At 62.1% G+C, this 12,930-nt stretch carries 13 protein-coding genes; 5 read left to right on the top strand and 8 right to left on the bottom strand.

Annotation, left to right across the window (positions count from 1 at the left end):
• Positions 1-51 precede the first annotated feature (51 nt).
• The 5 genes from ACF8Q6_RS08775 (at position 52) to ACF8Q6_RS08795 (ending at position 4,770) form a co-directional block, all read left to right on the top strand.
• Complete coding sequence (locus ACF8Q6_RS08775; protein ID WP_012051448.1) at positions 52-1,023, top strand: TRAP transporter substrate-binding protein; 972 nt, start codon at positions 52-54, stop codon at positions 1,021-1,023.
• A gap of 66 nt (positions 1,024-1,089) precedes the next feature.
• Positions 1,090-1,617: a TRAP transporter small permease gene (locus tag ACF8Q6_RS08780; protein ID WP_003254832.1), complete on the top strand. Its 528-nt coding sequence runs from the start codon at positions 1,090-1,092 to the stop codon at positions 1,615-1,617.
• The gene (locus ACF8Q6_RS08785) at positions 1,618-2,898 is read left to right on the top strand and encodes a TRAP transporter large permease (RefSeq protein WP_014755560.1); all 1,281 of its coding nucleotides are present in this window, start codon (positions 1,618-1,620) and stop codon (positions 2,896-2,898) included.
• 54 nt (positions 2,899-2,952) lie between these two features.
• Positions 2,953-3,876, top strand: coding sequence for an EamA family transporter (locus ACF8Q6_RS08790; RefSeq protein WP_392491410.1), 924 nt, complete (start codon positions 2,953-2,955; stop codon positions 3,874-3,876).
• 24 nt (positions 3,877-3,900) lie between these two features.
• Entirely contained in the window at positions 3,901-4,770 is an 870-nt protein-coding gene (locus ACF8Q6_RS08795) for an aldose 1-epimerase (protein ID WP_392498660.1), read from the top strand.
• 73 nt (positions 4,771-4,843) lie between these two features.
• Here the strand turns inward: ACF8Q6_RS08795 and ACF8Q6_RS08800 are convergent, their stop codons facing one another.
• The 8 genes from ACF8Q6_RS08800 to ACF8Q6_RS08835 all read right to left on the bottom strand — a co-directional run.
• On the bottom strand, positions 4,844-5,740 hold the full coding sequence (locus ACF8Q6_RS08800) for a LysR family transcriptional regulator (protein ID WP_392493363.1): 897 nt from the start codon (positions 5,738-5,740) through the stop codon (positions 4,844-4,846).
• 108 nt (positions 5,741-5,848) lie between these two features.
• Positions 5,849-7,885 (bottom strand): pyridoxamine 5'-phosphate oxidase family protein, encoded by a 2,037-nt coding sequence (locus ACF8Q6_RS08805; protein ID WP_392493362.1) that lies wholly within the window; start codon positions 7,883-7,885, stop codon positions 5,849-5,851.
• 28 nt (positions 7,886-7,913) lie between these two features.
• Positions 7,914-8,543, bottom strand: coding sequence for a glutathione S-transferase family protein (locus tag ACF8Q6_RS08810; protein ID WP_108192036.1), 630 nt, complete (start codon positions 8,541-8,543; stop codon positions 7,914-7,916).
• Between the two features lie 169 nt (positions 8,544-8,712).
• The gene (locus tag ACF8Q6_RS08815) at positions 8,713-9,264 is read right to left on the bottom strand and encodes a UPF0149 family protein (protein WP_392493361.1); all 552 of its coding nucleotides are present in this window, start codon (positions 9,262-9,264) and stop codon (positions 8,713-8,715) included.
• Between the two features lie 91 nt (positions 9,265-9,355).
• Positions 9,356-10,345, bottom strand: coding sequence for an asparaginase (locus ACF8Q6_RS08820; protein ID WP_392493360.1), 990 nt, complete (start codon positions 10,343-10,345; stop codon positions 9,356-9,358).
• Positions 10,342-11,496, bottom strand: a complete 1,155-nt coding sequence (locus ACF8Q6_RS08825; RefSeq protein WP_392493359.1) for a hypothetical protein — start codon at positions 11,494-11,496, stop codon at positions 10,342-10,344. The genes ACF8Q6_RS08820 and ACF8Q6_RS08825 overlap by 4 nt, the downstream gene beginning before the upstream one ends.
• A gap of 10 nt (positions 11,497-11,506) precedes the next feature.
• On the bottom strand, positions 11,507-12,403 hold the full coding sequence (locus ACF8Q6_RS08830; protein ID WP_019438852.1) for a nitrilase family protein: 897 nt from the start codon (positions 12,401-12,403) through the stop codon (positions 11,507-11,509).
• Positions 12,404-12,840: 437 nt separating this feature from the next.
• Positions 12,841-12,930 (bottom strand): hypothetical protein (locus tag ACF8Q6_RS08835; protein WP_232856785.1); only part of this gene is annotated, 90 nt, incomplete at its 5' end.

The following is a 12,930-nucleotide window of genomic DNA, read 5'->3' on the forward strand; positions in this document are numbered from 1 at the left end:
ACCCACACTTGCACGCCCGAAACCGGATAATAAAAACCACGGAGTTTCATCATGACGTTCAAACGCAAGCTGCTTCTTGCCGTACTCCCGTTCGCCTTCAGCGTGGCCATGCCCGCCTCGGCGCTGGACATCAAGTTCGCCGAAATCCACCCGGCCGGCTACCCGACCGTGGTCGCCGAGCAGAACATGGGTAAAAAGCTGGAACAGGCCAGCAATGGCGACATTACCTTCAAGATGTTCGCCGGCGGCGTGCTGGGATCGGAAAAGGAAGTGATCGAACAGGCTCAGATCGGCGCCGTGCAGATGACCCGCGTCAGCCTGGGGATCGTCGGCCCGGTCGTACCGGATGTGAACGTGTTCAACATGCCGTTCGTGTTCCGCGACCATGATCACATGCGCAAGATTATCGACGGCGAGATCGGCCAGGAGATCCTCGACAAGATCACCAACTCCGACTTCAACCTGGTGGCCTTGGCCTGGATGGACGGCGGCTCGCGCAGCATCTACACCAAAAAGCCGGTGCGCAGCCTGGAAGACCTCAAAGGCATGAAGATTCGCGTACAGGGCAACCCGCTGTTCATCGACATGATGAACGCCATGGGCGGCAACGGTATCGCCATGGACACCGGGGAAATCTTCAGTGCCCTGCAAACCGGGGTGATCGATGGCGCCGAGAACAACCCGCCGACCTTGCTTGAGCACAACCATTTCCAGAGCGCCAAGTACTACACCCTGACCGGCCACCTGATCCTGCCGGAGCCGGTGGTGATGTCCAAGACCACCTGGAACAAGCTCACTCCCGAGCAGCAGGTGCTGGTGAAAAAGGTCGCGCGCGAAGCACAGATGGAAGAGCGCGCGCTGTGGGACGCCAAGTCTGCCGCCAGCGAAGAGAAGCTCAAGGCCGCCGGTGTCGAGTTCATCACTGTCGACAAGAAGCCGTTCTATGACGCCACCGCCTCGGTACGCGAGAAGTACGGCGCGCAGTACGCCGACCTGATGAAGCGTATCGACGCCGTCCAGTAATACCAGCCCCTTCCAAGACGACCTCGGCAGTGCGGCCGCCGCCGCCCTGCCGCTTTGGTGATGCCTATGAAATCGCTTTTCCTGAGCGTGAACGACACGCTGTACCGCAGTTGTATCTGGATCGCGGGCCTGTCGATCCTGGCCATGACGCTGATCATCCCGTGGGGCATCTTCGCCCGCTACGTGCTGGGCACCGGCTCCAGCTGGCCAGAGCCAGTCTCGATCCTGCTGATGGTGGTATTCACCTTCGTTGGTGCCGCCGCCAGCTATCGCGCCGGGGCGCATATGGCGGTGGGGATGATTACCGACCGGTTGCCGCCGCTACAGCGCCAGCTGGTCGCCCTGCTGGTACAACTGCTGATGATCGTAGTGTGCGTGTTCATGACCTATTACGGCACCCGGCTGTGCATCACCACCTGGAACCAGTCGCTGGCCTCGCTGCCCGGTGTGCGGGTCGGCATGACTTACGCGCCGATCCCGGTCGGCGGCGTGCTGACGCTGGTGTTCGTGCTGGAAAAACTCCTGCTGGGCGATCAGAGCAACCGCAAGGTCGTGCGCTTTGATCTGGTCGAAGAAAACGAAGGAGCTGCGTAAATGGAAGCGTTCATTCTGTTGGGCAGTTTCATCGTGCTGATTCTGATCGGCATGCCGGTAGCCTACGCCCTGGGCCTGTCGGCACTGATCGGCGCCTGGTGGATCGACATCCCGCTGCAGGCGATGATGATCCAGGTGGCCAGTGGGGTTAACAAGTTTTCGCTGCTGGCCATTCCATTCTTCGTGCTGGCCGGCGCGATCATGGCCGAAGGCGGCATGTCGCGCCGGCTGGTGGCCTTTGCCGGGGTGCTGGTGGGCTTCGTGCGTGGCGGGCTGTCGCTGGTCAACATCATGGCCTCAACCTTCTTTGGCGCGATTTCCGGCTCGTCGGTAGCCGATACCGCCTCGGTGGGCTCGGTGCTGATCCCGGAGATGGAACGCAAGGGTTACCCGCGCGAGTTCTCCACCGCCGTAACCGTCAGCGGTTCGGTGCAGGCGCTGCTGACCCCGCCTAGCCACAACTCGGTGCTGTACTCGCTGGCGGCGGGCGGCACGGTATCGATCGCCTCGCTGTTCATGGCAGGGGTGATGCCCGGCCTGCTGCTGAGCGCGGTGATGATGGGCCTGTGCCTGTTGTTCGCCAAGAAGCGCAACTACCCCAAGGGCGAAGTGATCCCGCTGCGCCAGGCGCTGAAAATTGCCGGTGAGGCGCTGTGGGGCCTGATGGCCATGGTCATCATCCTCGGCGGTATCCTGTCGGGGGTGTTCACCGCCACCGAATCGGCAGCCGTGGCGGTGGTGTGGTCGTTCTTCGTGACCATGTTCATCTACCGCGACTACAAGTGGCGCGACCTGCCCAAGCTGATGCACCGCACAGTACGGACCATCTCCATCGTGATGATCCTGATCGGCTTTGCCGCCAGCTTCGGCTACGTAATGACGCTGATGCAGATCCCGTCGAAGATCACCACGGCGTTCCTGACCCTGTCGGACAACCGCTACGTGATCCTGATGTGCATCAACTTCATGTTGTTGCTGCTGGGCACGGTGATGGACATGGCGCCGCTGATCCTGATTCTTACCCCGATCCTGCTGCCGGTGATTACCGGTATCGGCGTGGACCCGGTGCACTTTGGCATGATCATGCTGGTGAACCTGGGTATCGGGCTGATCACCCCGCCGGTGGGCGCGGTGCTGTTCGTGGGCTCGGCCATTGGCAAGGTGAGCATCGAGTCGACGGTGAAGGCGCTGCTGCCGTTTTACCTGGCACTGTTCCTGGTGCTGATGGCAGTGACTTACATTCCAGCGATCTCGCTTTGGCTGCCTAGCGTGGTGCTGTAATTATGACCGGGGGCCGCTTGGCGGCCCCTGGGCTCTTGCAAATGGATCCTGCACATGGCTGTCCCCTCCTCTGCCGTACCCCTGTTCCCACGCAAGCTGGCCATCGCCCTGCTGGCCCTGCTGGCCTGTTCGTTCGCCGGCAACCATGTCGCCGCGCGCATTGCCTTCGATGACGGCACCGGCGTGTTGCTGGCCATTCTCTGTCGCTCGGGCATCACCTTCCTGGTACTGGCCGGGCTGCTGCTGTGGCAACGTCAGGCCCTGGCCCTGCCCGCTGGTGCGCGCCGCTGGCAGCTGCTGCTCGGCTTGCTGATTGCCACCCAGAGCCTCTGCCTGTACTCGGCGGTGGCGCGTATTCCGGTGGCTCTGGCACTGCTGGTGGGCAACACCTTCCCGATGCTGTTGGCGCTGCTCACCTGGGCGCTGGGCGGCGCACGCCCCACGGGCCGCACCGTACTGTTCATGGGCCTGATCCTGTGCGGCCTGGTGCTGGCGCTGGATGTGCCGGCACGCCTGGCCGACAGCGGTGCGGCCAACCCGCACTGGGTGCCAGGGGTCAGCCTGGCCTTCGGCGCCGCCTGTGCCTTTGCCTGCGCCTTGTGGATCACCGACCATAAACTGGCCAGCGTGCGCGGCCCCGTGCGCAGCCTGCTGACTTTGCTGATCGTGTTCTCCAGCATGCTGCTTGCAGGCGCAAGCGGCGTGATGCCGTCCGGTTTGTCACTGCCAGGCAGCAGCAGTGGCTGGGCGGCCTTGGCCAGCCTGGTAGTGCTGTATGGCTTGGCCTTCACCTTGCTGTTCGTTTGTGTGCCAAGGCTGAACATGGCGCAGAACGCACCCGTGATGAACGTCGAACCCATCGCCACGCTACTGCTGGGCTGGGCCTTGCTCGACCAGCAACTCGGCACCCTGCAATTACTCGGCGGCGCGGTGGTGGTGTGCGGCATCGTGCTGCTCACCTACCGTCGGGCCAATTGATCGTTCATTTAAATGGAGCCTTGAATGCCTGCGACCGAACTGCACCTGCAGGACCGCCTGACCCGTCTGAGCCTGGCTCCGGAGTTGGGCGCCAGCCTGGTCAACTGGGAAGTGAAAGCGACCGGGCAAGCGCTGCTACGCCATTCCGACCTGGCCGCACTGGAAAGTGGTACGCCACGACGCCTCGCCTGCTACCCACTGGCGCCTTGGTCCAACCGCATTGGCGAGGGTGGCTTTGCCCGACCCGAGGGGTGGCAGTCACTGGCACCCAATACCGGGCATGACCCTTACCCGATCCATGGCAGTGCCTGGCAGCAGGCCTGGCAGGTGGAGCATCACAGTGAACAGCGAGCACGGCTGACGCTAGACAGTGCTGTGCCGTTTGCTTACCGGGCCACACTGGAAGTGCATCTGCATGAGGGGTGCCTGAACCTGGACCTGCATGTAACCCATCTGGATGAGTCGGCCAACTGGTACGGGTTGGGGTTGCACCCTTACTTTCCGCGGTATCCCGATACCAAGTTGTACGCATCGGCACGCAAAGTGTGGCTGGCCGAGGATGGGCGGTTGCCGTCGTACCAGGCCGAGGTGCCCGAACAATGGCGCTTCAATGCCATGGGACGTTTACCCGAGACAGTGGTTGATCACGCCTTCAGTGGCTGGCCAGGCGAGTGCGTGATCGAACAGCCCAGCGCGGGTTATCGACTGGCGTGCAGTGCCAATGGGGCCGAACACTTCTTGCTGTATTGCCCGCAGGGGCAAGGTTTTTTCTGCTTTGAACCTGTTAGCCACCCAATCAATGCGCATCACCTGCCAGGGCGACCAGGGTTGCGGTTGCTGAACCGGGGGGATGCAATGACCCTGGGGTTCAGGATGCAGTATCGGGCGTTGTGAGCGGGCTGCCTGAAAAAGGGCCGTCACGATAGCGAACATTGTCTGGCGCCATTTCTCGACGCGCTGCACGACCTCAATCCAGCTGCTGATCGCGCAAGTCTTGCGCCAGCACGTCGATAAAGGCCCTGACCTTGGCCGAGCCGTACTTGCTTTCGCGGTGCAGCACATGAATGGGCCAGGGCGCCTCTTCGTACTCGGCCAGCAGCACCTGTAACTGCCCGCTGGCCAGTTCGTCTGCCACCTGGTACGACAGCAGCCGGGCAATCCCCAGCCCGCCGCCGGCAGCTGCGATTGCCCCGTCATTGCTGGTTACCGTCAGCCGTGGCTTCATGCGCACCAAGGTCGGCTCGTCGGTCACTCCGAAGCGCCAACCCGCCCGCGGCGACAGGTTGGTGGTGCCGATTATCGCATGCGCGGCCAGGTCCGACGGGTGCTTCGGCACACCATGGCGCGCCAGGTAGTCGGGCGAGGCACACAACATGCGCCGCACCCTGCCCACCCGCAACGCCTTCAACCCGGAGTCGGGCAACGGCCCGATGCGCACGGCCACGTCCATGCCCTCCTCGACCATGTTCACCACGCGGTCGAGAAAGAACGCGGAAACATCGACTTCCGGGTACTGCTGCAGGTAACGGACGATGCACGGCATGACGAACTTCTTGCCGAACAAAATCGGCGCGGTCACCGCCAGGTCGCCCCTGGGCGTCGCGTTGATGCCGGCAGCGGCTTCATTGGCCTCGTGGATACTGGCGAGGATGTGCCGGGTGTCTTCCAGATAGCGGCCGCCGGCCTCGGTCAGACGCACGCTGCGTGTTGTGCGAAGCAACAGTTTGACCCCGAGCTGCTCTTCCAGGGCGCTGACGGCGCGGGTGACGGCGGCCGCAGAAATGTCCAGACGACGGGCAGCCGCGGCGAAGCTTTCCAGCTCGCCGACGGCGACGAATACCTTCATCAGGTGGATCTGGTCCATGCGGGCTCCTGAGGGTAATGGGGCGTGCGGATTATCGTTCATCTGGATGCGTGGTGTTAGCTGTGCCGGCCTCTTCGCGGGCAAGCCCGTTCCTACGACTGGCTTGAATCAGACATCCAGCACCAACGCCTGCGTCCCCTCCTCCCCCTTCGCTGGCACAGCACAACAGATCAGCACCGACCCTGCTTCCGGCAACTCTGCCGGCGGATTCGGATAATGCACCTGGCCGCTCACCAGCCGGGTCTTGCAGGTACCACACGAACCACCCCGGCAACTGAACTCCGGTGCCAGCCCACGCGCCTCGGCCAGTTCCAGCAAGGTGCCGCTACCGGGCACCCAGCGAGCCTCCTTGGCCGACGCAGCAAAATACACCGGCACCGGTTCGTCGGCGGCAGGCGGCTGTTGCAAGATTGGCTGGTCTGCGTCGGTGTGCCGCCGCAGCGTCGATGGGCCAAACGCTTCCGCGTGAATCCGCGCATCCGGCACATGCACCCCACGCAGCCCTTCATAAAGCTGCTGGGTGAAGCTGCCGGGCCCACACAGGTAGAAATCGTAGTCGTCCAACGCCAGCGTTGCCTTGACCTGTTCGATACCCAACCGGCCGGCAAACTCGTAATCACGACCGACCTGCGCGTGCCCTTCAGGCTGGCTCAGGGCGCGGTGTATATGCAGTAGTTCGCCAGCCTGTTGCTGCAAGGTCGCCAGTTCCTGCTGGAACGGCAAGTCGGCCAGGCTGCGTGCGCCATGGAACAGATGAATGCGCCGGGCCTGCCCCATCCTCAACTGCTGACGCAGCATGGCCAGCAACGGCGTGATGCCCACGCCCGCGCCGATCAGCACCAACGGGCGTGTGCTTTGCTGATCAAGCGTGAAGCTGCCCATCGGCGGCCGCACATTCAACACCTCGCCGGCCACAACGTGCTCATGCAAATACCGCGAAGCCGGGCCCTGGGCTTTGACGCTGATGCGCAAGAATCCATCGTCGGGGGCACTTGAAAGGCTGTAGGTGCGGATCAGCGCCGGCTCGCCATCACGCGTCACCTGCACAGGCAGATGCTGGCCAGGGGCAAAGGCCACATGGCAGCCTGCCGGTGGTTCGAGATAGAACGAGCGGATGTCGCGGCTTTCCTGCTCCACCCGCAGCACCCGCCAGGCCAGCCATTGGCGCTGTTGTTGCCGCTGCTCCAGGCGCGCATCGGCCTCGGCCCAGGTACCGGTCATCAGACTGGTCGGCGCGTACTCCTTGAAAGCCCAGCGCAGGGCAACGGCTGCCGGACGCCACACCACCTGCTCGACCTGCAGTGTCCATAACCGCTCAGCGCCTTCAAAGGCCTGGATGGCCGGGCTGTCCAGCAGCACCTCGGCACGCCCGTACAGTTGCAACACATTGCCATTATTGAAGTCGATGAACAGCAAGCCGGCCCGCGGGTTGACCACCAGGTTGCCCAAGGTGTTGAAATGCAGATTGCCAGCATAGTCGGGAATCGTCAGCCGATTGCCTTCGACCTTGATGAACCCTGGCCGGCCACCACGGTGAGAGACATCTACCGAGCGCTGGCCGTCAGCATGCTCGACATAGCTGGCGACGAAGAAGGTATCGGCCGCCTGGATCATGCTGACGGTTGAGGTATCCAGTGTTGTCGCATCGATGCGCCCGAGGGCGGGTTCGGTGACGCGGGTGTAGTCACGCAACTGGATGTACTGCGGGCAGTTGCCAAACGCCTGCTCTACGGCCACTTGCAGTTGCCCTTGGGCAGCGTGACGGATCTGCCCGTTGATGCGATTGCGCCGACGGGTGTGCAGTTCGATCCCCAACAGGCCGACCGCCTGCCCGGCTGCCAACCCGGGGGTGGCGGGGTCCTCCGCTGGCAACGTGGTGTGGATCGTCAGCATACGAGGGTCGGGCGAGCTTACGAACCCTTCTGGCCCTTCCAGCAGCGTGGCCCAAGGCCGACCCTGGGCATCCACACTGGCGGCGACCATGAACGGTAACTGGTGATAGAACGTCCGGTGCTGGTCGGGCATGTGGTCACGAATGACCTTTTGCCCGAACGCCTCCATGCGTTCTGCTACACCGACCTTTTCCTGCAGGGTCTTTTCACCCGCATGCCAGGGCGAGGGGCGGTGATCAGGAGATTGTTGCATGGCGGCGTTCCTCGCGATGGCGGGGGTTTCAGGCGTGGGTTTGCAGCCCGATCACGGTGCGCGGCATGGGGACGAAGCGCGGCAACGCCTCGATCCGTGCCAGCCAGTTGCGCACATTGGCATAGGGCTCCAGCGACACGTTGCCTTCGGGGGCGTGAGCGATGTACGAGTAGTTGGCAATGTCCGCGATGGTGGGTGTGCTACCCGCCAGGAATGGCGTGTTGGCCAACTCGGCATCGATCACCTTGAGCAAGGTGTGGGCGCGGGAAATCACTTCGTCGGTATTGAACGAAGCCCCGAACACCGTGACCAGGCGGGCGGCTGCCGGGCCAAAGGCCAGCGGGCCGGCGGCGACCGATAGCCAGCGTTGCACCCGGGCGGCGGCGGCAGGTTCTTCGGGCAGCCAGGTACCGTTGTCATACTTTTTGGCCAGGTAGACGAGGATGGCGTTGGAGTCGGCAATCACCGTGCCGTTGTCATCGATGACTGGAACCTGGCCGAACGGGTTGAGGGCGAGGAAGTCCGGCTGCTTGTGCGCGCCTTTGGCCAGGTCGACGAACACCAGCTCGGTGGGCAGGTTCAGTAGCGACAGCATCAACTCGATGCGATGGGCATGGCCAGACTTGGGGAAGTTGTAGAGCTTGATCGGGTTCGACATGGGCTTGGCTCCTGGTCAGCACCGGGATGGGGCTGATGGAGCACATGCTGCACTGGATCGGCTGGCAGCAGAATCAGTGCGCAGGGGAAACCATAATTTCGCAGGGCGGAATAATGGTTTCCAAACACTTGCGCTGGCGCCTGCAGGTGAGCGCTAGCCTACAATCCGATCAGTGCAGTTTTTTGAAATGTCGGTACAGCCCACGCGCAGCCTCGACCACCTGCGGTACACAGGCCTGGATATCCTCTTCGCTCATCTGGTCCAGCAGCTCGAAATTATCTTCCAGCCCATGTAGCGAAATGGCCTTGAGCAGCGGGTCCTGCTCCGGTGGCAACTCGCTCCAACCGGCAATCTGGGTACCGCGCATGTAGCCGAAACACCACTCCTCCATCACGATCACAGTGCCCTGTTCGCCCTCGCTTTCCTCGAACAGCGGCTCGAACTGGTCGACACCATTGCTGAGTTCTTCTGCCACCTGGCTGGCATAACGCAGCATCAATGCCGTGTAGGCCTCCTCATGGGCGGGCTTCTTGAACTTCGGTACCTTGCCACCCGCCACCGCGGGCAGCCATTGCTCCGGGTGGACAATGATCGGCGAACTGGCCAGCGCGACGAAAAAGCCATTGAGCTCGGCCAGGTTCAGCACCGAGTAGTCATTGCCATAGGTGATCAGCAGGTCTTCGAGGCGGTCGAGTTCTTTTTTGCTGAGTACGGGGAGCATGGGTAAAAATCCTGGGGAGCAAAAGTGTGTGCACCCTAGCACAGCAACGCCGGAAGGGCTGCCCGCGCGAACGACCGCGCGGGCAGATGGTTCAGGGCTGCAACCAGGCCTGCAGGTCATGTTGCCGGTCGGTGCCTATCAGCAGCCAGAGCAAGATGCGGCATTTGCGCGGGCAGAGTTGCCCAGCCATGTAGACGCCTTTTTTCTGCAGGTCGATCTCTGCACCAGCAAACCCGTAGGTTGCCCGGGCTGTAGGCCCCCTACCTGTGCGCGTAGCAACCATGACCGGCAAGGTGGGCGCCAGGTGTTCCAGCACTTCGGACCAACTGGCGGAAACATGCCCAGCACCGAAACCGGCGATGACCACCCCCTCATAACCCAATGTGGCCACAGCCCGCAGCAGCGCCGTGTCCGCATCCAGGCAGGCTTCCAGCAGGGCAACGCGCTGGTCGGTGCGATACGGTAACGGCAACACGTTCCGTCGCCCGGGCGGATGGCGATACAACACAACACCCTCCACAACGTCGCCCAACGGGCCACATCCGGGCGACTCGAATGCCGCCATCGCCAGGCTGGCCGTCTTGCGAACCCTTGCCGCGCAGTGGACCTGATCATTCATGACCACAAGCACACCTCGCCCACGGCTGTCTTGTGCCAATGCAACCTGAGCCGCAGCCAACAAGTTGGCCGGCCCATCATTGCCCGGCTGACTCGCCGAGCGCATGGCACCGGTCATCACCAATGGCGCATCGAATGGCCAGAGCAGATCCAGGAAATAGGCCGTTTCCTCAAGGCTGTCGGTCCCTTGGCTCAATACCAAGGCCTGGGCTCCGCGCTCCACCTCGCCCCGGGCCCATGCCAGCACCTCCAGCAACGTCGCGAAGTCCAGCGATGCACTGGGGAGCAGGCACAATGAAGCAACGTTCAACTGCGCCATCTCGCGCAATTGTGGAACCTGAAGCAGTTGCCGCTCACAATCCAGGCTTGGCGTCACACCATCCCCGACAGCACCGGCTCGCATACTGACCGTGCCACCCAGAGTGGCGATCGACAGCCTGGGCAGGCTCGAATGTTCACTCATGCTTCTCCCCCCACAATCAACCCGACTACCGGCACAATGCCAAGCGTGCAGATGGCCATCGACACCACATTGCCGATGTAGCCATGCACATAGGCCGGCAACCGCTGAGTGATCGCCACTGCCACCGGCGGAGCCACCAGGGCACCCAGCACTGCACTGGCCACCACCACTTGCCAGCTGCCGCCATGTGTCAACACCGCGGCCGGGACGATCGACACAATCGGAATGTAGGTAGGGTACCACCCACGGGCTTTCCACTGTCCACGCCAGAGTACAACCCCGACCAGGGATGCCAGGGCCTGCCCGGCCACCATCTGCATCACCAGCATAGAACCGTATGACAGTGCAGCCGGGCTCAACAGGTATGCCAGCAACACACCCAGCAATAGCCCGAGGCTGGCCAGCTCATTACCAAAGAATGGGGCTTCGCTGAAGTCGGCCAGAACGCGCCGCAAAGTCCAGACCACACCGTAGTCAGGCTGATTGACAACCGGCGCCACGACGGTGGGTTCACCGCATTGGCGTACCCATGAAGGAAAGCGCTTGCACAGGATGAAGGCCACAACGCTTGCCACAGCCATGCCACTCACATTGCCCACTACCACTGGCAACTGCAGGGGATAACACAGGTAATTGACCATCAGCAGGCTGGCCGGTGTTACCAGTAGTGCCCCCAGTAGCGCCCCCGTGATCGTCACCCGCCAGCCCGCACCAAAAAGCAAGACCATGGCTGCCGGCAATGACACGAAGGCAACGAACGTTGGTTGCCAGATGCCACTGGCCAAGGTCCATCCCCACAACGCATGGCTGAGCAGCAAGCCCAAAAGCGAGCTGGTAAACACCCATGGCCATAATCCGCTGCCATAGCAAATAGCAAAGCCCTGCCAGCGGTACCCTCGCACCTGCGCCCAGTGCGCCAAGCACGCGCCCAGCAGCAAGCCCAGCGCGGGCAGTTCGTGCTTGTAGAAAGCCACTTCACTGATATCACCAACAATCCAGCGCAAGCGGCTGAGCGGCTCATCGAGCGTCGCCACCCTCTGTGCATAATCTAGCCATTGGCCATGGCCAAGGCTTGCAGCGAGAAACACCAGCAGGCAGCCGAAAATCAACGCAAGCCAATACTGCTGTCGTGAGAAGAAGCGCGTGTTCATTCGCAACTCCTCAACGTGGCATAGGTGCATGCAAGCGATAGCCAAGGGTGGCATCGTAGAGGTCGGTGCGCCGGTCTCTTGGCAGGTCGTTGAGGCTGTTCCAGATCGGTGCCGAGCGTGCACTGCTCAAATCGACATCGGCATAGATGATCTCCTCGGCTTCTGCACTGCCCACCTCGCCGATCGGCCAGCCATGGGTACCGGCGATCAGCGAGCAGCCCAGGAAGCGCCCGCCCCGCTCGCTGCCGACACGGTTCGCGGCGGCGATATAAACGTTGTTGACATGCGCTGCCGTCATGGTCAGGTACGAGGCCATACAGCGCCCTGCATCATCGAACAACGGCGGCGGGGTCCATACCCAGTTGTTGAGGCTGCAGATGATGTCGGCACCTTGCGCGGCCATCACCCGTGGTACTTCCGGGAACCAGATGTCCCAGCAGATCAGCAGGCCGATACGGCCGATAGGCGTCTCGAACACCGGGAACCCCAGATCACCAGGGGTGAACCAAAGCTTTTCCTGGTTCCACAGATGCGCTTTGCGGTAGTGCCCGAGCAGGCCTTCGGGGCCAAACAGTACAGCACTGTCGTATAGCTTCAGCCCGTCACGTTCGGCAAACCCCGCAGCCAGGTATACCTGGTACTGCCTGGCGAAGTCGGCCCAGGTTTTCAGGCAAGGGCCGTCCTGCAGCACCTGCGCATGGGAATAGGCTTCGGCACGGGAGTTGAAGGTGTAGCCCGTGTTGGCCAGTTCAGGCAGTACGATCAGGTTGGCACCTTCGCGTGCTGCGCGCCGGGCCAATGCCAGGCCTCTGCTCACGTTGCTCTCACAGTGCTCAAGACCGACCTGAGGGTCGTACTGGATGACAGCGATACGTACGGGGCTGACGGGGGAACAGGATTCAGACATGGCGGCTTCCTTTTTGTGGTTGTTTTGGAAGGACGCCAGTAAAGCGATGTTGGGCCAGGGAGCGACAGTCAGGAGAGTCCTATGGGACCAAAGGAAAGTCACATAATGGCAGTAGGACTCCCCCTACAAAATGGCCCGTACGCCGTTATTTCCCAACCTGATCTTGTTCGAGAAGCCGGCGGTAGTCGAAGCAGAGATCCGGGGGATTAGGGAGACGTGCGGCCCATGGCTGCATAGGCAGTGATGGGTCGATGGCCAGATCGGCAGGAGGGTTGTGTGTCGAACCAATAGTCATGTTCTCGGGTTCTCCATGAGTAGAGAACCTGAGAATGATCAATTGCAACAGGCGTGAAGTGGTTGCCATCTACCACCCGCCGGCACCTACAGGATCTGAGATACCTGTGGGTGCCGGCTTACAGCGATAAGGTCGTCAGGGCTTACACCGCCAGCGCGCGCTCACGCAGCTCGCTGTTGAGAATGCGGTCGTTCTCGCTGTAATCGACCGGGCAGTCGATCACGTGCACACC

It is taken from the genome of Pseudomonas sp. GLN_2 (assembly GCF_043106005.1).
In the GTDB taxonomy this organism is placed as follows: Bacteria; Pseudomonadota; Gammaproteobacteria; order Pseudomonadales; family Pseudomonadaceae; genus Aquipseudomonas; species Aquipseudomonas alloputida.